The following is an 18,565-nucleotide window of genomic DNA, read 5'->3' on the forward strand; positions in this document are numbered from 1 at the left end:
TGTTTACTTGCCGTTTTTTTTGGGTTTATAATAAAAAAAGAAGAAATCATACGACTTTTGGACTATACGGAGGGTGCCAAATGAAAATTTCTATCAATCGAAAAGCCCACACGCCGGTCTACGCACAGATCCGAAATGACATTCGGCAGAGGATTCTTTCTGGTGAGCTTGCTAATGGATTCAAGCTGCCGGCGGAGCGAACACTGGCAGCCAATATTGGCGTGCATAGAAATACCATAGTCAAGGCTTACGAAGAACTAATCAGCGAGGATCTAATCAAATCCTCCATCTCTCCTAGGGGCTATTTTGTAACGTACAGTCAGCCTGCCGACTTTAAACGGGGCGGCAGCTTTAAAAGCAGCAGATATCCCGGCGCACTGAGTTTCATGTTAAAAGAGGAGTATCTGCAAATGGACAACCTTTTCGCCAAACTGTTTTACAGCAGCGGTGTCGACAGCCCCAACGTGCCGCTGATTTCCATGGCTGCTGATATCATTACCCCTGACCTTTATCCGAGAAAACAGCTGAATCAGATTCTCAGCGAGCTTTCTGAAAAGGGCCGCTTCGACTGGTGTGACTTTGCACCTTCCCAAGGGCTGCCTCAGCTGATTCAAAGCATTCAATCCCTTTTAGAAAAGCGGCACATTCACGTTTCTCCCAAGGAAATTCAAATTGTGGGCGAAACCTACGAAGCGCTGCAGTTTGCTGCTCAAATTTTTCTCTCTGCACGTGATACCATTATCTGCGAAGAGCCAATCTCCCCTGATATGCTGCAGGTGCTGCAGTCTCTCGCCCTGAATGTCATCACCATTCCCATGGATGAAAACGGCATGCAGACCCAGTATCTGGAAGGTCTCATTGTAAAGTACAGACCTCGCATGATTTACACCATACCAACCTTCCATTTTCCAACAAACACCATCATGAGTCTTTCCAGACGATATGAGCTCTTGGAATTGTCCTATAAATACGACATTCCCATCGTGGAAGAAGACTGCGACTCCGTTCTTCGCTATGAAGGAGTTCCCATTCCGTCCCTAAAATCTCTGGATACCATGGGAAATGTCATCTACGTCAATTCCTTTATCGCCACCATCTGCCCCGGCGTAAGGGTGGGCTATATGGTCGCACCGGAGCGAACAGTAAACAGGTTTTCCATGCTGATGGAAAACAGCCGGATCTTCGTCAATCCTATCGGTCAGTATCTGGCTTCGGAATTTATCAAAAAAGGCTACATCTATGACCACATCGACACTCTTTGCGACTTCGGGAAAAAAAACAGAGACTGCCTCTGCAGTGCACTTTCTTCTTACGATGAAATTGCCTACAGGTTTCAGGTTCCAAAGGGCGGTACTGCCCTCTGGTGCTGCCTAGACGAAGATATCAACCCACAGGCACTTCTGTACAAAGCCCATGAGCTGGGCATTTCCTATATGCCCGGCGATTTGTTCTTCCCATTCATGAACAAAGGAGACAACTTCCTCCGTCTCGCCTACGGCAACGTAACCGAGGAAGAAATCGCAGAAGGTGTCGGCAGGCTGTCCGCCGCTGTTGCCGCAGTGCGCGGGCGCAGATGAGGGATTGTCCAAACATTAGTTTTGTCTTTTCTGCACCATTTTCTTTAAAAATACCGGAAATGGTACACATTCAAGCTCTTCAAAAAAACAAGGTTGTACACAAAATATATGCACAACCTTATTATCTATTTATCTTTTGTGTTGGTCAAGTAAGATTTGTCAAATCGTACTTGACTATTTTTTACTCATAACAAGCGCTGAACGCAGGACGCATGTCTTCGATTTTTCCGCGGGGAATACCGTACTCGGTAGCTAACTTCTCCCAATTGTTCCCAACGATTGTGGTGATTGCATCTGCCATTTCTTTTGCATTTTTTTCTGCGATGTTGAAACGGTATGCGGTCTCTATGGCAAGAGGTATGGATATGCGATTATCAGCCTCGTTTACATTGAGAGATAATTCATCACCATACGGTACGGGATTCACATCGTAAAGTGGAGAAAGTGCCCAGCCGCTCTTTTTTAAAACAAAAGCGTGATTTCTTAAATGATCGTCGGTATTGGAAATCGCCATGCTAAAAACAATGCGTTTCCATAGTTCAATCAAATCTTCTGTAGGATTAGCACCACTCGATGTGATAATTGATACAAGATCCAGATAACTTGAACCATCGGCAGCGGAGGCGCCGTCCGTTTTACCAAGCAATGTCATGGCTGATGCAAAATGAATTCGTTTATCTCTGTCTCGGTCGAAGCGTTTTACAAGGAAAGTGCTTCCGAGCTTCGAAAAAGTCTCAAGCTTTGATTCTGGTACATTCAAACCACACATGCGAGCGAGGTCGTGGACAACCTTCTCCCAAGCGCCAGTATTGTTATCATCGTTTTTTGACGGAAACTTCGCGATCCATAATTGCCCCTGCGTATCCACAACAGTAGCTTTTGGACGCGCTCCGCCAAGAGAAGAGCCCGGTCGGATCAGCTGATTCAACCACTTTTCATTCAGAGCCCTTTCATCATTTTCAAACTGTCTCGACGCCTCTTCTAATGTTCGCAATGTAGCCCAAGGGGGTGTGGCAGTTTCTTTATCGTTTGATAGGAATTCGCCCGTTTCCTCTAATTTGAAGCGGAGACCGCCCATGCGAGCTTCGTCATATACGCCAAGGAGAAAATCGCTGTCGTAAAGTTTCCGCGGTTTTCGTTCTTCTTTATCTGCAAGGTTACGCTCTCGCTTATTCATCAAAAGCCGACCCCAACGATCGGGAGATGCATCCGCAAAGGCCCCAAAGATTGTTCTGCCGTTTGGGAATTGTCTACCGGCGTAAGTCGGCAGGTCAGGGTCAAGAGAAAGAGACAACTTTGTGTTAGCCAACCATTCATCATCGTATGCGAAGGAATAGCTTTCTCCGCCCTTAATTACATCAACATAAAGTCTTCCAATCAACACAGGCACAGCACCACTGAAATCGTCATAGACAAGGATAGTTTTATTCATTGACATGCGCTTTAATCCTCCCTCCGAGGTGCTCTTTTTCTTAATGTCAGATTCAAATCTTGCATTTTACGTCCCATTGCATCATCTTTGGCAACAAGCAGCAGGTCTTTATCCATGTTGTTCAGCGCATGTAAAACGGCTGCATAAATGCCAATGGCAACGGAAGGACTCCCTTTCTCCACATTCCAAAGAGAAGCGCGGCTAATCCCCGCACGCTTTGCAACCAACTCAACAGGCAAATTGCGACGAAGCCTAGCCAGTTTGATTTGCTCGCCCATTGTTTTTAGTATATCCTCAGTGGTCGGTAATAGATTATACGACGTTTTTCTCATAGCAATCACCTCTTAATGTTTATTATTATAGACAAAACTCCGCGTTATGTCAATTAATATAAACGTTAAAAATGTTTCGCTTTTTCTAAAAAACTCATACATCTTATTCTTCCCAATTGTCAAGGAAACTATTACGCCACCAGCGTGCCGATTCTGAACAAACAGCGCCGCCGAAACTGCCGTTGCCGTAAATACTGCGGCACTGTCCATGCCTGCGTCTGCCAGCATAGCAGGATTCACTGCCAGTATATATACCATCGATACAAAAGTAGTGGCACCCGCCATGATTTCCGTCCTGACCGTGGTGCCATGCTCTTTCAATTTAAAAATTTTCTCCAAACTTATCTACGTTCCTCTCTTCATATCTACATTTTAGTTTGTCCGATTTCTATTATATTCTATGGAAAACGCAATTCATAGAAAAAATCTATATATTTTTTAGGAGAATCGCAAGGGGGGGCATGCTAGATAAATACGTTTAGTCAGAAACGACATAAAACCTCACAAATTCCATGCATTGTGTCATTTTTCAAATTCGTGTTTCAGTAATTCTGACACTATGACATGATATTTCCACCGATTGTGTCACTTTTTCATGATAACGAAGGAAATTTTTCTTTCTATTGCTATGATTACAGAGGTGTGCAGCACTGCAGACCCAGAGAGCTGCAGCTTTACCACTCCTAAAAGTACAAAAAATGACACTTTCTCTAAAAATTCATAGAGAAAGTGTCAAATCATCAAAAACCAGATTTTCAAAACTGACACAAAAGCCTTAGATTTAACGGGATTGTGTCATTTTGCCGGTTACACAGCTGATTGCTAAGCCCAATGCTGCAGCCAGCACCAGCACATAGATACCTAGCGGCTGTTCATCACCGGTCGCCGGCGCGGATTGCCCATCGCCCTTGCCGGACGTACCTGCTGTGCTGCCGGCAGCTGCACTGCCATCTTTATCATAGACATAACGCAGCACCAGACCCGAACCGGATTCATAGTCACCAAGGGTCAGCGACTTCATACGATAATACTTCCAATTGTAATCATCATACAACGCATAGTCACTGTAGCTTCCCAGATACTCGTAGGTCTTTCCCTGATATACCGGCTGCTTAAAATCCTCTGCGTAGATGATGTCTCCTTCGGTTCCCATCAAATAATAGTTATTCGCTTTTTCACCTTCGTTAACAGTTCCGACAAGCTTTAATTTTCCGTCTACACGTTCGTAATAGCGGTGTTCCACAGTATAGTCACAAATTTGCGGACACTCGCAGACAAGATACGCGTTTGCGATAAGAATACCGCTGAATTCCTCGCTGGTTATGTACTCAATCAGGGGATCGAGATTTGCAATCAAAGTCTTGATGTTCTCGATGTCCGCTTCTGTAATACCCATCTCTTCAAGGATTTCCCAGTCCTCCTGGGTCCAGGCTGAAGTATCTAAAACTTCATCAAGATCAAGACCCAGCTGCTTCATCAGTTTATCAAAAAGCTCAGAAAAACTATTTACTTCCCCAAACTCTTCCCTTGCCGCTTCCATAATCATGTCGATTGCAGCTTTGCAGACTTCGTGGGTTAAAATAGCCGCAGAACCGTCCACTACATAGTGACCCTCCGGCAGTCCCTCCACAGTGATTTCCACTTCGGTCAAAAGATTCTCAATATCTTCGATGACATCGCCTGCATCTTCCATGCTCGTCATGTCCAGCTTAGGGTCCTCTTCCAGCTCGCCTAAATCCAGTTCTCCCTGCATCTCCGCCAGCTTGTTCATGATTGCATCGCTGATTTTCTCAGATGGAAAGCCCAGCCAAAGTCCCATGGTTTCACCATCCATCTGCACTTCTTCCACAGGTACAGTCATATCCAGTCCTGCGCCCGGACATGTGAGGCGCACTTTCAAATCCTTTAAATTTTCAAGTTCCAGACAATCTTCATTGTCCACACTTACCATTACCACTGCATTGGGCGACTGTTTTACATCATCCATAAAATCTGCAAATACGGTCTGGCAAAGGGATGCGATTACCAGCATAACCGCAAGCAAACAGATAAAAAGTTTCTTTCTCACGTTAAATCTCTCCTATCATTTGTAATAAAGCGTCCGCATCATCAATCTGATTGATTTTCCCACGAATGGCGGCACTTCCCGGAAGACCTTTCAGATACCAGCCCATATGCTTACGCATTTCGCGGACTGCAACGCGATCTCCCTTTAATTCCATCATAGCACAAAAATGCCTTTTCATCACCTGCTTTTTTTCGGTAATTTCTGGTGGCGGAGGTACTTCTTCCCCTCGCCATGCGGCGGTCACTTCTCTAAAAATCCAAGGATTTCCAAGCGCCCCTCTTCCAATCATGACAAAGTCGCAGCCAGTTCTTTCAAGCATCGCCATAGCGGAAACTGCGTCCACCACATCACCGTTTCCAATAACCGGAATAGACACTGCTGCTTTGACGGCAGCAATTTGACTCCAGTCAGCCTCTCCGCTATAATACTGCTCTCTGGTTCTGCCGTGAACTGCTATAGCCGCTGCCCCCGCAGCTTCTACTGCCTTTGCCGTCTCTACCGCATTGATAGAGTGAGAATCAAAACCAATGCGAATTTTTGCGGTAACCGGTTTGCTTGTATTTGCCACCATAGCGGCAATCAAATCGTGAATCAAATCCAAATTTTTCAGAAGAGCAGAGCCCTCTCCATTCTTCACGATTTTGGGCACCGGACAACCCATATTGACATCCAGTATAGCGTTTTCGTAGGAGTCCAACTTCTTTGCTGTAAATGCCATAATCTCCGGCTCGCTGCCAAAGACCTGAAAAGCTACCGGCTTTTCCTGTGGATCTACATAAAGCAGCTGCTCGCTCTTCTGCCCGCGATAAAAGAGCCCCTTTCCGCTGACCATTTCCGAATATACCAAAGCCGCCCCCATCTCGCGGCAGATTCTGCGAGTGGGAGCGTCTGTAATTCCTGCAAGTGGTGCCAGCAAAAATGGATTGTCCAAAGTTACATTTCCAATCTGCAAGGATTTATTCATTTTCTTTCGTTCCTTTACATGGCTTGCTAGCCTTTTTGTTCTTCTGATAAATCAGTTCCAGACCTTCTAAGGTCAACATTTTATCTACATAGTCGATACAGGAAACACCACTATCTATGAGAGTGGAAAGCCCTCCCGTCGCAACAACTGTCACAGGCTTATCCGACTCAGTCAGAACTTCCAGTTCCTTCTTCATCATCTTGACGATGTAATCCACCATGCCCATATGACCGTAAACAAGACCCGACTGCATACTTTGAATCGTATTCTTGCAGATAGTGTGACCTGGTTCCTCCAGCTCAACCTTCGGCAGCTTTGAGGTCTTTTCAAAAAGCGCCTCAGAGGAAATCTTCAGTCCCGGTGCAATAGTGCCTCCCAAATACTCGGCATTTTCCGTAATAGCGCAGAAGGTGGTCGCTGTACCAAAATCAATGATAATCAGCGGTCCGCCATATTTATGTACTGCTGCAACGGCGTTGACAATTCTATCAGCACCAACCTGTTTAGGGTTATCATATTTTACGATTAGACCAGTCTTAATGCCAGACTCCACAGTGATGGCACGTCTGTCAAAATATTTCATAGAAAGATGCTGCAGTGTATAGAGCACAGACGGCACAACCGTTGAAATAATCACATCTTTAACCTCAGAAGTCTTTAGACCCTCGTAAGCAAACAGCTGATTGACAATCATGCCATATTCATCGGCACTCTTGTTCGTATCAGTCTTGATTCTCCAGTTGGTAATCAGCTTTCCGTCTTTAAATACGCCAAGTACGATATTACTGTTTCCAACGTCAAAAGCTAAAAGCATTTCCGTATATCTCCTTCATATTTTACTTCACAACTCGGTCAAGCCGCTTTAGGGCAAGCGCCATGGTAAGTCCCGGAATGACTCTGTTTCCGGTGATTTCTGCGCCCAAAACTTCGTTAATCCGTTTCAGTCTGTACTGTACGGTATTGGTATGAATTCCCATGAACTCGGAAGTCTTTCCGCTGTTCATGCCTGCATCAAGGACAAAGGTTTCCAAAGTCTCCAGAAGCTGCTTTGCCTTGTTTTCACCCATTTCCTTTTTAAATGGCTCTAAAAGATCCATATAATTCTTCTTCAAATAACCTCCCTGCACCTGCAGATTAATGCAGTTCGATACGAGTGCAAGTTCGTATTTGGTGAACACTCTCTTATATGGGAATACGCTCTCCACAAAAGTCCAGGTTTCACTAATCAGTCGGAATGCGTCTCCTGCACCCTCGATTCCGTCAATGCCCGTAGCATGGAAAATGCGCACCGTCTTACTGCCTTCTTTCAGCTTATCAAAGAGGTTCAGACAGCTAGTCTTCTGGGATACTTCCTCGTCCTCCCGCTTCTCTTCGTTTTTTAAAATCATACCGTAAGTTTCTTCACCCTCGGTAATACGAAGCACTTCAATGCCTTCTCGCTTTTCAAAATCACTGATAACACTGTTTCCCTGATTATTCTCAATGCCCTTTGCATAAAAGACACTGATAATGTTGTCTGCTTTGACATTCATTTCGTCTTTCAGAGAATACGCTAAAGACTTATTGCCGCGAATCAGCGCTTTAATCAGCTCTGCCCGCACGTCCCTCTCCGGCGTATACTTCCACATGCCCATAGCAAGCTCGATAATCTCCGACAGCTTGGTGATTTCACCTGCTGAGTAATTATCCTCATTATCTACGATAAACAGGAAATATTTTTCTTTATTGATCGTAATTGGTCCCCAATAGGTCAGTACGCCGTTAACATCGATAAAAGTGTAAATACCAGCTTTTTCAACATCGCGTTCCTTGCCTAGGCGAATGGCGTCGGCGATGGTAGTTCTCTGCCTCGTTTCAATAGACAGAATCGGATTAAAATCCTTAGATAACAGCACTACCTGAAAATCATTGCTGACAGCCGCCTCTCTCAGCGCCGCCTGAAAGGTCTTGTGTTTTTCAAAGTTCAGCAGATGGTAGATGGTGTTGTTGATAAGACTATTCTTGAAGTTGTCGCCATATAAAAGCTTATCCATAATCTGCTCGATGGCATCAGAATATTCCGCCTTGTTATTTTGAGGAATCACAATCAGCGGCAGACCAACAGCTTCCGCCGTTTCTATGACCTCGCTGTCAGTGCTGGTCAGTCCCTTTTCTACATGAAAAATAACCAGCGCACTGACACCGCTTTTGGCAAGTCCCTTGATGACCTCACACTGGAGTTTTTCTTTGCCATGCATTCCGTAAAATGATGTCAGAACAATCTGCTCACGCACACCGTTATTTTTAACAGCAGTTTCCACGCTGACTGCGTCCATGACCGACACAGAGCGCACACGATTTCCAATATTACGCTTTCCTGCTGCAAGAATACTGGGGCTGAATGCCTCTAAACTCAAACAATCATTTACAGTGATCTTCATACATTACCTCTATTCTTCTTCCTTATGCTCCCCTTCAGGATCAGCTTCCGCCTCGCCGCTTTCAGTTTCCTTTATTTCTTCGCCATCGGAATCAGATGATTCTGCTTCTTCCATATAATCCGTATCATACTTTGCAAGCTCTGCTGCTTCTCTTTCCGCTTCTTCTTTGCGGATTCTTTCGAATTCAGCAGCCTCTTCCTCGTTGATTTTGCGGATTTCTTCGTCTTTTGCTCTCACCATGTCAGCCAGCTGCTTTGCGTCGACTTCTCCAGTATAAAGAGCTTCGAACTGCTCGCCGTCCAGAGTTTCCACTTCTAAAAGCGCCTGCGCTACTCTTTCCAGCTTATCCATATTTTCTTCTAAAATTTTTACAGTTTCATTGTAAGCGTCTTCAATGATGTTTCTGACTTCGTTATCAATTTCTGCCGCAACCCCCTCAGAGTAATTCTTTCTGGTGGAGAAATCCTTACCTAGGAATACCTCATCGGAATCGCTGTAGTTAACAGGTCCGATTTTTTCACTGAAACCGTATTTGGTAACCATACCTCTTGCAATTTCGGTCGCACGCATAATATCGTTGCTGGCACCAGTACTGATATCATCCAGTGTCAGCTGCTCTGCAACACGACCGCCAAGAAGATGTTTGATGGCATTGAGCATGCCTTTCTTGGTCTCGTAAGCCTTATCTTTCTCAGGCAGAGACATGGTAAATCCGCCGGCATTTCCTCTCGGAATGATGGTAATCTGATGTACCGGGTCGGAATTTGGCAGGGTACGCATTACCACTGCGTGACCGGCTTCATGATAGGCTGTCAGCTTGCGTTCTTCCTCGCTAATCACTCTGCTCTTCTTCGCAGGTCCTGCCATTACCTTGGTTGCAGCTTCTTCAATCTCTGCCATTCTGATTTTGCGGCCATTTCTCCTTGCCGTAATCAAAGCAGCTTCATTCAGCAAGTTCTCAAGATCCGCAGGAGTAAAGCCCGGCGTTCTTCTTGCCAGAATCTTCGGAGAAACCTCGTCGGATAACGGCTTGTTCTTTGAGTGAACCTTGATGATTTCTTCTCTGCCTTTGATATCCGGAACGCCAATGACAATCTGTCTGTCGAAACGCCCCGGTCTGAGCAGAGCCGGATCCAGTACATCCGGTCTGTTGGTCGCTGCCAAAATGATAATGCCGGAATTTTCTCCAAATCCGTCCATTTCAACCAGTAACTGGTTCAAGGTCTGTTCTCTTTCATCATTGCCGCCGCCAAGACCTGCGCCTCTCTTTCGACCTACTGCGTCGATTTCGTCGATGAATACAATGCAAGGTGCGTTCTTCTTCGCCTGGTCAAAGAGGTCTCTGACTCTGGACGCACCGACACCTACGAACATTTCTACAAAGTCGGAACCACTGATGGTGAAAAACGGCACGCCAGCTTCACCCGCAGTCGCTCTGGAAACGTAGGTTTTACCGGTTCCCGGAGGCCCCACAAGAAGAATTCCCTTTGGAATTCTTGCGCCGACTTCTTTGTATTTTCTAGGATCCTTGAGGAAATCTACTACCTCTTCAAGTTCTTCTTTTTCTTCATCAAGACCTGCTACATCATTAAAGGTAATTCGTTTGCCATCACCTTTATAAAGTCTCGCCTTGCTCTTTCCAAAGGAAAAGGCTTTGCCGTTTCCGCCCTGATTCATCATCAGGTAGAACAGGAATCCCAAAGCAATTACCATAATCAGAGTCGGCAGCAGATTCAGAATCACAGAACCAGAAGAAGGCTTCGGTCCGCCCTTGTATTCCAGTTTCTTTTCCTGTACCTGCGGGAAAATATACGTATCCTCAATCCAGTCGATATCCGTAATATTTGCCGCAAAGGTGTAGACATACTTGTCTTTTCCAATCTGTGCAGTGATCTTTCTGTCCTCGATTTCGATTTCGGTAACTCTGCCGCTTTCTAAGTAGTTGGACAGTGTCGAAAACTTGACTTGCTTGTATTCTGCGCTGCCGCCTCCCTTATAGAAGAAAGCCGCTGCCAGTACCAGTGCAAAAATCACTAAATAAATACTGATATTCTTTACGAATTTTTTCAATTTAGTTTTCTCCTCCCGTGTCTATTGATAGCAATTTTCTGAAAAAATTGTTCTCTCTTAACAAAACAGTTTTATAATTTTATCATATTTAACAAATTATTTCAATACAAATCACTTTTTTTGTTGTCCCGCACAGCTTATATTTTCCCGAAAATCTTCCTTTTGGGTCTGCTTCGCAGGGAAGCACCCACAAAACCTCTCTGCCTATTTTCAGAAGAGGAACATCTGGACGCTGAGACTTAGGAATTTTCTGGTCCACAAAGTAATCCTGCAGCTTCTTTGTCTTTCCCTCGCTTAGGGCGATATAGTCGCCCGGCTGCCGGAAGCCCAATGTCATAGATTTTTCAGGCAGTAAGTCCTGACTGTCATACATCTGTGTCAATGCATCATAGTCAAAGACCGCTCTGCGATTTTCAGCCGGTGCCAAATAATCATAGGCGTCTTTACTAAGGACATAAACTTCCAGCGCAGGAAGATTCTCCCCCGCCTCAATAAACGGACGCATCACATCAATATCCTCATACCACTTCTGCAGGCGATAGCCTTTCGGCAGGCTGCAGCTGGCTGACGGTCCTTCATGAAAAACGATGGCTTCACAATTTTCAAAATGTGTCCACGCCAAATCCTGAGAAAGTCCTAAGTCCGCACAGGCTCTGGCAAGCACCCGCTGTCTGATTGCCCGATGAAGCTTCTTAAGACTGCGGCCATCGAGCAGCACATGGGTTTCACTGCTTTTCTTCACCAGTTTTTCGTATACGTCCTGTGCCTGCTGCCATAGAAAATCACTGTCGCACGCCGCCGCTTTCCCCATCCTAATCATTGTATCCTTCACCGCCGGATTGTATTCCTGTTCCAGATGCGGAATTAGACTGAGTCTGATTTTGTTTCTGGTATATTTTTCCTCCTCATTGGTGGAATCCATCCTCGGTAAAAGGTTCTGCACTTTGCAGTACGCCATGATTTCTTCTCGTTTTACGTCGAGAAGAGGTCTGATAATGCGATTCCCCGTCTCATCAAAGCGGGAGTATCTCATGCCAGAAAGTCCGTCAGTGCCCGCACCGCGAAGAAGTCTGAACAAAATCGTTTCAGCCTGATCGTCCGCATTGTGGCCAACAGCAATGACAATTTCACTGCGGGAAATGCCTCTCTTTACAAGCTGGTCTGCCACCTCTGCAAAAGCGCAATAGCGCGCCTTTCTGCCCGCTTCCTCCGGCGTCAAATGCTCTTCTTCTGCCAGCTTTACGCAGTCGATGACAAAAGTTCTGCAAGAAAACCCTGCCGTCTCGCAAAGCTGCTCCACATAAGCCTGATCCTCCTCCGCAGCGCCGGGACGAAATTTGTGGTTGACGTGAACCGGATAAAGGTGCAAGTCCATCTCCTTCGCCAGCTCTAAAAATACGTGAAAAAGGCACACCGAATCAGGACCGCCTGACAGTCCTAAAACGATGTGCTGATGTAGTTTGACTAAATTATGTCTTTGTATGGTTTCTAAAATTTGTTTTTTCATCATTAAAAGTATATCATATTTCACTTCATTTTGAAAGCAAAATACGAAAAGTATCTAAATTGCTGCAACCACCACCGTTAAATCATCTCGTTCCCTAAGTCCGTATTTCTCCGCCGCCTTATTTACAATCAGCTCTGCAATGGTTCCCGGGTCTTTGGTTCCAATCTGAGACAGCCGCTCCTGCAGCCATTGGCATCCTGTATCCTGTCTGTCGCAGTCGGTCACACCATCTGAAACCATCACCAAAAGGTCGCCTTTCTTTAACCGCACGTCAATATACGCAAGACTTACCCCCTCCACAATGCCAACAGGCGGTGCAGGTCTTTTCAGCGTGGCTACCTTTCCCTCGTGTTTCACAAAGGTTGAAGCTGCACCCATTTTGTAAATCTGCGTTCTTCCGGTCACTTTATCGATGATGGCAAGATCCACCGTAGCAAACATGTCTCCCCCATTTTCCGTCATAAGAATTCCATTTACCGTCTTTACTGCCAAATCCACATCAAACCCGGCTTCCAAAAGCTGAGACAGGGTCTTAACGACCAGATTGCTTTCCGCTGCCGCCCTGCTGCCTTTCCCCATCCCGTCACTAATGATAATAGCCTGTTTTTGCTTCCCAAAGGAGAAAGAGAGACTGCTGTCTCCGGACACCGCCTCAAAGGCATAAGACGCCTCTCCGATGATCACCGGCTTCACACGTTCCACTTCGCCGGCGTGCGTCCTCTGTTTCTGCAGATCTGTCAAGAGGCTATCCACGGTTCTCGCCATGCCTGCAAACTGGTAGGAGATAATCTGATGACTTTCCACATCACCGGCGTAAAGCTTGCTCAGCGCAGTAAAAACCTGCTTTTTCTTCCTCAAATCCCCTTGGGCAGCATAAAGCTGCATATCTGCTTCACTAAAAACCTCTGGCATAAACCGCTGCTCCCCAGCGCACCAGCATTTTACCAGAAGACCCTGAGGGATAGTGATAAACAGCGATATCACCGCTACCAGTCCAAAAATTTCTTCTCTGCACAGGCTGCAGACTGTAAAAAACATCACCATTGCCAGAATCCCTTTTCGGTATTTTCCATCGACAAAAGCAGCCAGAAACCATGATACCACCACAGCTGTCATAATCACTGTCATGAGTTTTGCTAACTCCTGCCCCTGACAAGCTGCAAATACTGCCATTACAGCCGTCTGTGCCAATGCCTGCCGCATGCCTTTGCAGTACTGAACCACAAGTACTACAAAAATCCAAAGAGGTATCACCAGAAGGGAATACTCTATAGCACCGATGATAGAAACAGTTAAAATCGTCAGGGCAATCTCCGCCTTTTCCGTTGAAACTGCCCGCTGCTCTTTGCCTACAAAAATCATCTTCGCTGCTGTATTAAAAACTCTTATGTAAATCATCACCGCAATGGCTTCTTTCAGCAAAACCTGAAAATCCAGCAAATAAAGAATGTGCGCTGCCGAGTAGTAAAGACAATTTCCTACCGCCACAGCGATAACCGCTGCTGCCGTTGTCTGATGAATAGAAAATCTGATTTTGTGAAAGAACAGAAAAAACAGTCCGCACAGAAATACTGCGATAATGTCCCCATAGAAATCTCCTGTAGCAGCGGAATTTGTGAGTATCGCCGCAACCAAAACCGGTATTAAATAAATATACACCGTCGACACTGCTACCATTACCGCAATCAGCGCAATAGCGGCTGGAAAAGTATCCCCAAACAGTCTGATTCTCCCAAGAAAAAAAGCCACTGTCAAAGTGGCTAAAATCGTCTTTACATGAATCTGATTTCCTATAAATTCCATATTTTTTCCCCTTTGCTTCCTTTGATAATGACAGAATAGCACAAAAGCTGTGCAGGAAGCTGTCGAAGCAGGGTGTCGAAGCAGGAAATTTTTGTGTGTCTATTTAATTCCGTAAAAAACTTTTGCATTTTCGCAGGTAATGCTTGCTACCTCTTCATAAGAAATTCCCTTTAACACAGCAAGGCGTCTTGCTGTGTGTTCCACATAAGGGCTTTTATTGGGACGTCCACGAAAAGGCTCCGGCGTTAAGTACGGCGCGTCGGTTTCCACCAGCAGAAATTCTAATGGAATTTCCTGCACGACCGCCTGGGTCTTGCGATTGTTTTTAAATGTCACCGGTCCGCAAATAGAAAGAGTGGCACCCAGCTTTACATACTGCTTAGCAAGCTCTTTGCTGCCGGAGAAACAGTGAAGCAGCACTCTGCTGTCCGGTAAAAACGCTCCGTCTGGTCCTTTCCTCTTCGGAAACCAGCTTTGCCGTTCCTCCGAAAAAGCACCCTCCTCTTTCAAAATGTCCATCGTCTCCTGATCTGCTTCTCTGCTGTGAATTGCGATAGGCATCTTCAGCTCATTTGCAAGCTTTATCTGTCTTCTGAACCAGTACCGCTGCACATCTCGCTCTGAAAAATCATAATGAAAATCCAGACCGATTTCACCAATCGCCTGTACCTTTTCTTTTTTCGCAAGACCGCGAATCAGTTCCAAGGTCATGTCATCCAAGTTTTTTGCATCATGCGGGTGAAAGCCTACTGTCGCATAGCACCAAGGCTTTTCTGCTGCATGTTTTACCGCCAGCACAGAGCTTTCAAGGTCAAAGCCCACGTCCATGACATAAGAAACCTCCGAGCTTTCTATTTCCTCCATCAGCTGCAGCACTTCTGCTTCGCTGTACCGTTCATTGTTTAAATGGGTATGTGAATCAAATAACATAAAATTACCTCTTTATATCTTAAATTTATATCTTAAAAAAATTTAACTGTTTCATGTTCCTAAACTCTTCCCCGGAAAGCTGCAGCTTTTCTATCAAAAACGTCTTATCCGTCACCGGTGCGCAGCTTGCCAGTACCTTGATGGCAATGTTCTGATATGTAAAGGTCATGGAACTCATCATTCCAATCCGATAATCCTGTTCCTCTGAAAGCGTTGGCATACTAAAAGTCAGCATATCAAACGGCGGTGAAGCATTAAAAAACACAAAATTAATGCTGATATCACTATAAATCACTTCTCCGAAATAGATAAAACTGCTTTCGTAAATATTAGAGACATCCGCAACATCTAAATAAAGAGTGGCGCGCATCTTTGTGTTATCTATTTCAATTACATCAATATGCAGCTTGTTTTTGTGTCCCATATAGCTGTAGAGATACAGCCTGTCTATATAATTCCCAGCATACCTTTGCTTATCTGTTTCCGTCTCTTTCGAGCTCGGAAGCAGCGTTGCTATGTCAACATTTAAATATCTGCACCAATCAATCAAAACTTCTAAATCTACGACAATCTCGCCTTTTTCATACTTAGAAACGGTCGCAAGACTTTTATTCAGTGCTTCCGAAAGCTGTTTCAGCGTTATCTGCTGTATTTTTCTATAGACACGCAGTTTTGCGCCTAAATTTTGATAAAACTTATCAGACACGGACACTTCTCCTTTCTCTGCTGCATTTATTCTATCATCAGATTTCTCCATTTACCAGCAAAAATTCTCATATAAATTGAAAATTCTATAAAAATGGCGATGATGATTTGCATATTTTTTTGTAATCTGCTCTATTCTCCATTTTTTCTCGTAACACGAAAAAAAAAGCTTTTAAATCTATCTTAAAAAGAAATCCCTGATAATTTGTCAGCTTCGGCACATTATTTTATAATTTTTTTGAAATGATATCCAACTTCTATTTTGTGATAGAATTTATGGAAAGGAGACTTAAATGAACGAAAATATCACTTCTAAATTAAAAAACAACATTTGGCGTCTAGTAATTCTTACAATCGCCGGGTCATTGATTTACGGTCTGCCGTATTTCAGGTCCTACTATTACGATGCTTATCTGGAAACGTATCATCTTACCAACACGCAGATGGGAACCTTTGGCTCCATTTTCGGAATTCTTGGCGCCATCTCTTATCTCTTTGGCGGCATCGTCGCAGACATGGTTTCTCCAAGAAAGATTATGTCTGTTTCTCTGATTTTAACAGGCGCCGCAGGGCTTCTCCATCTGATGCACCCAAGCTACGGTATGCTGGTTGTCATCTATCTGATTTGGGGGTTTACTTCCCTGTTTGCCTTCTGGCCTGCCCTGTTAAAAGGCCTTCGCGGTATTGCAGCTGAGCACGAACAAAGTAAGGCCTATGGCTTTATGGAAGGCGGACGCGGTATCATCAACGCCGTGCACCTTGCAATTACCCTTGCAATTTTTAACTTTCTCAGTAAAACAGCGGGAAATCTGGGAGGGCTTAATGGTGTAATCACCTTCTATTCCGTCATTGTCATCCTGCTGGGCATTTTAGTGTTCTTCCTGATGAAGGATAATACGACCGCAGCAAATGGAGAAAAGTTCAACTTTAAGCAGGTGATTACAGTCATTAAAATGCCGGCAATTTGGATTCTTTCTCTCATTTTGTGCTGCACCTACACCATGAATATTTCTTTCTACTATTTTACGCCTTATGCTACGTCATCATTTGGAATTACTGCGACAGCAGCGGCCATTGTCACCATGATGTCCCAGTATATTAGACCGGTAGGCTCTATGGGAGGCGGCATTTTAGCTGATAGACTGGGCAGAAGTAAGGTTATGTTTATTGGCTTTTTCCTCATGGGTGTCAGCACATTTATCATCGCGCTGCTTCCAAATATGAGTGTACCGTTCTTCATTGTCGTCTGCGCTATCATCTACCTTGGCATGTATCTGAACTACGGCATCGTTTTCTCCATGATGGAAGAAGGTGGCATACCAGCCAGCGTAGCTGGTACTGCCATTGGCGTTGTCTGCACCCTTGGCTATCTGCCTGAAGTTATCTGCCCAACCCTTGCAGGTCACGTTCTTGACACTTATACCGAGCTGGGTTATAAATATTACTTTATCGGCGTCGGCATTGTAATGGTCGTTGGTATTGCCGCACTCTTGATTTGGAATCGTTATCTCGCAGGCATAAATAAAAAAAATAGCAGGGAGGCATCTGCATGTTAGTTTTAAGAAATGCAAGACTTGTTCCGCAGCTGACCGAAGGTTTTTCGGATCAGTTTGGCGACGTAATCATAGAAAATGGTTTGATTCAGGAAATCAAGCCTGCTAAAACAGCGAATATCACTGCGGCTGAGGTCATCGACTTAACCGGAAAAACTTTAATTCCCGGTCTCATCGAAGCACATCTGCACTTGGATCTTTGCGGCATGGACGTCTTTGAAGAAAATGTGCAGCAGGAAAGCTACCGCGTGATGCGGGCTCTTCGTCTGGCGCAGGATAACCTGCGGATGGGTTACACCACAGTACGCGACGTGGGCGACCGGAACAACATAGTAATCGGTATTGCCCGCGCTGTAAAGGAAGGTCTGGTCATGGCGCCTGATATTTTGGCAAGCGGCATGATTCTTTCACCCACAGAAGCAGGCAACGACTATTTCGGAGATATGTACGCAGAGTGTGATTCTAACGACGCTTATACCAAAGCGGTTCGCCGTCAATACCAGCTTGGCGCTGACTGGATTAAAATCATGGGGACCGGATCTGTCATGAATCCAGGCGGTGTGCCGGGAAGTCCTGTTCTCTACGAGGAAGAACTTGCTGCTGCCTGCCGAGCCGCAGATTATGTTGGTCTTCCTGTTGCTGTGCACTGTCACGGCACAGAAGGTATCAAAATGTGTATTCGCTGCGGCGTACGCACCGTGGAACATTCCACCATTATGGACGATGAATGTATCAGAATGTATCAGAATGCTGACCGTTCTTTTCCGGTTCCAACACTCTCACCTTTGGTAAACTTTATAGAAAATCCAGAAGGAAAGCCTGCACATTACGTCGAAAAATCGAAGCAGATGGCGGAGGTCATGTTTGAAGGTCTGCGGGCACTGCGAAAATCAAAGGTAAAAATCGGTTGGGGCACTGATGCGGGCGTTTATTCCGGCAGCCATGGAAACGGGCTGTATGAATTCCGCGCCAGAGTCAACCTTGCTGGTTTCACTCCGCTGGAATGCTTAATTCAGGCAACGAAAAACAACGCTGAAATCCTAAATATCAGCGATACGGTCGGCACTATCGCCTGTGGAAAGCGCGCAAATCTGGCAGCCTTTGACGGAAAACCTGACGAAGACATCGAAGCCTTGAGGCAGATAGCTCTGGTATTAAAAAAGGGAGAATCCGTTCCTCTATAAATTTCTTCCTTGTATCTATG

At 45.1% G+C, this 18,565-nt stretch carries 15 protein-coding genes; 3 read left to right on the forward strand and 12 right to left on the reverse strand.

Annotated features, from left to right (window positions below):
- Window positions 1-80: 80 nt before the first annotated feature.
- Window positions 81-1,577 carry a PLP-dependent aminotransferase family protein gene (locus V1225_RS14180; RefSeq protein WP_338546983.1) on the forward strand — a complete coding sequence of 499 codons (1,497 nt, stop codon included), beginning with the start codon at window positions 81-83 and terminating at the stop codon, window positions 1,575-1,577.
- 181 nt (window positions 1,578-1,758) lie between these two features.
- Here the strand turns inward: V1225_RS14180 and V1225_RS14185 are convergent, their stop codons facing one another.
- From V1225_RS14185 to V1225_RS14240, 12 genes are all read right to left on the reverse strand, one after another.
- Window positions 1,759-3,015 (reverse strand): type II toxin-antitoxin system HipA family toxin, encoded by a 1,257-nt coding sequence (locus V1225_RS14185; protein WP_338546985.1) that lies wholly within the window; start codon window positions 3,013-3,015, stop codon window positions 1,759-1,761.
- A gap of 5 nt (window positions 3,016-3,020) precedes the next feature.
- Window positions 3,021-3,341 carry a helix-turn-helix domain-containing protein gene (locus V1225_RS14190; protein ID WP_160202165.1) on the reverse strand — a complete coding sequence of 107 codons (321 nt, stop codon included), beginning with the start codon at window positions 3,339-3,341 and terminating at the stop codon, window positions 3,021-3,023.
- A gap of 12 nt (window positions 3,342-3,353) precedes the next feature.
- Window positions 3,354-3,680, reverse strand: coding sequence for a hypothetical protein (locus tag V1225_RS14195; protein ID WP_251631271.1), 327 nt, complete (start codon window positions 3,678-3,680; stop codon window positions 3,354-3,356).
- Window positions 3,681-4,122: 442 nt separating this feature from the next.
- A complete protein-coding gene (locus V1225_RS14200; RefSeq protein ID WP_338546986.1) occupies window positions 4,123-5,409 on the reverse strand; it encodes a hypothetical protein in 1,287 nt (428 codons plus the stop codon).
- Between the two features lies 1 nt (window position 5,410).
- Window positions 5,411-6,373: a tRNA dihydrouridine synthase DusB gene (dusB, locus tag V1225_RS14205; protein ID WP_160202163.1), complete on the reverse strand. Its 963-nt coding sequence runs from the start codon at window positions 6,371-6,373 to the stop codon at window positions 5,411-5,413.
- Entirely contained in the window at window positions 6,366-7,187 is an 822-nt protein-coding gene (locus V1225_RS14210) for a type III pantothenate kinase (protein ID WP_160202162.1), read from the reverse strand. Before V1225_RS14210 ends, dusB begins: the two co-directional genes overlap by 8 nt.
- Window positions 7,188-7,209: 22 nt before the next feature.
- The gene (locus V1225_RS14215) at window positions 7,210-8,793 is read right to left on the reverse strand and encodes a PucR family transcriptional regulator (protein ID WP_160202161.1); all 1,584 of its coding nucleotides are present in this window, start codon (window positions 8,791-8,793) and stop codon (window positions 7,210-7,212) included.
- A gap of 9 nt (window positions 8,794-8,802) precedes the next feature.
- Window positions 8,803-10,863, reverse strand: coding sequence for an ATP-dependent zinc metalloprotease FtsH (gene ftsH, locus V1225_RS14220; RefSeq protein ID WP_160202160.1), 2,061 nt, complete (start codon window positions 10,861-10,863; stop codon window positions 8,803-8,805).
- Between the two features lie 88 nt (window positions 10,864-10,951).
- On the reverse strand, window positions 10,952-12,373 hold the full coding sequence (tilS, locus tag V1225_RS14225) for a tRNA lysidine(34) synthetase TilS (RefSeq protein WP_338546991.1): 1,422 nt from the start codon (window positions 12,371-12,373) through the stop codon (window positions 10,952-10,954).
- A 51-nt stretch (window positions 12,374-12,424) separates the two neighbouring features.
- Entirely contained in the window at window positions 12,425-14,173 is a 1,749-nt protein-coding gene (locus tag V1225_RS14230) for a SpoIIE family protein phosphatase (protein WP_338546993.1), read from the reverse strand.
- Between the two features lie 99 nt (window positions 14,174-14,272).
- Window positions 14,273-15,103, reverse strand: coding sequence for a TatD family hydrolase (locus V1225_RS14235; protein ID WP_251616781.1), 831 nt, complete (start codon window positions 15,101-15,103; stop codon window positions 14,273-14,275).
- Window positions 15,104-15,128: 25 nt separating this feature from the next.
- Window positions 15,129-15,809 (reverse strand): helix-turn-helix transcriptional regulator, encoded by a 681-nt coding sequence (locus V1225_RS14240; RefSeq protein ID WP_160202156.1) that lies wholly within the window; start codon window positions 15,807-15,809, stop codon window positions 15,129-15,131.
- A 292-nt stretch (window positions 15,810-16,101) separates the two neighbouring features.
- Between V1225_RS14240 and V1225_RS14245 the strand changes: the two genes are divergently transcribed.
- Together V1225_RS14245 and V1225_RS14250 are read left to right on the forward strand one after the other, a co-directional pair.
- Window positions 16,102-17,364 carry an MFS transporter gene (locus tag V1225_RS14245; RefSeq protein ID WP_251631075.1) on the forward strand — a complete coding sequence of 421 codons (1,263 nt, stop codon included), beginning with the start codon at window positions 16,102-16,104 and terminating at the stop codon, window positions 17,362-17,364.
- The gene (locus tag V1225_RS14250; protein ID WP_160202154.1) at window positions 17,358-18,545 is read left to right on the forward strand and encodes an amidohydrolase family protein; all 1,188 of its coding nucleotides are present in this window, start codon (window positions 17,358-17,360) and stop codon (window positions 18,543-18,545) included. The genes V1225_RS14245 and V1225_RS14250 overlap by 7 nt, the downstream gene beginning before the upstream one ends.
- Window positions 18,546-18,565 lie beyond the last annotated feature (20 nt).

It is taken from the genome of Emergencia sp. JLR.KK010 (genome assembly GCF_037018265.1).
GTDB classification, from domain to species: Bacteria; Bacillota; Clostridia; order Peptostreptococcales; family Anaerovoracaceae; genus Senimuribacter; species Senimuribacter intestinalis.

Coding starts and splice junctions, on each gene's coding strand:
- V1225_RS14230 (WP_338546993.1), bottom strand. CDS start 14,173: ATGGAATTTATAGGAAATCAGATTCATGTAAAGACGATTTTAGCCACT.
- dusB (WP_160202163.1), bottom strand. CDS start 6,373: ATGAATAAATCCTTGCAGATTGGAAATGTAACTTTGGACAATCCATTT.
- V1225_RS14245 (WP_251631075.1), top strand. CDS start 16,102: ATGAACGAAAATATCACTTCTAAATTAAAAAACAACATTTGGCGTCTA.
- V1225_RS14215 (WP_160202161.1), bottom strand. CDS start 8,793: ATGAAGATCACTGTAAATGATTGTTTGAGTTTAGAGGCATTCAGCCCC.
- V1225_RS14190 (WP_160202165.1), bottom strand. CDS start 3,341: ATGAGAAAAACGTCGTATAATCTATTACCGACCACTGAGGATATACTA.
- V1225_RS14250 (WP_160202154.1), top strand. CDS start 17,358: ATGTTAGTTTTAAGAAATGCAAGACTTGTTCCGCAGCTGACCGAAGGT.
- V1225_RS14185 (WP_338546985.1), bottom strand. CDS start 3,015: ATGTCAATGAATAAAACTATCCTTGTCTATGACGATTTCAGTGGTGCT.
- V1225_RS14210 (WP_160202162.1), bottom strand. CDS start 7,187: ATGCTTTTAGCTTTTGACGTTGGAAACAGTAATATCGTACTTGGCGTA.
- V1225_RS14235 (WP_251616781.1), bottom strand. CDS start 15,103: ATGTTATTTGATTCACATACCCATTTAAACAATGAACGGTACAGCGAA.
- V1225_RS14180 (WP_338546983.1), top strand. CDS start 81: ATGAAAATTTCTATCAATCGAAAAGCCCACACGCCGGTCTACGCACAG.
- tilS (WP_338546991.1), bottom strand. CDS start 12,373: ATGATGAAAAAACAAATTTTAGAAACCATACAAAGACATAATTTAGTC.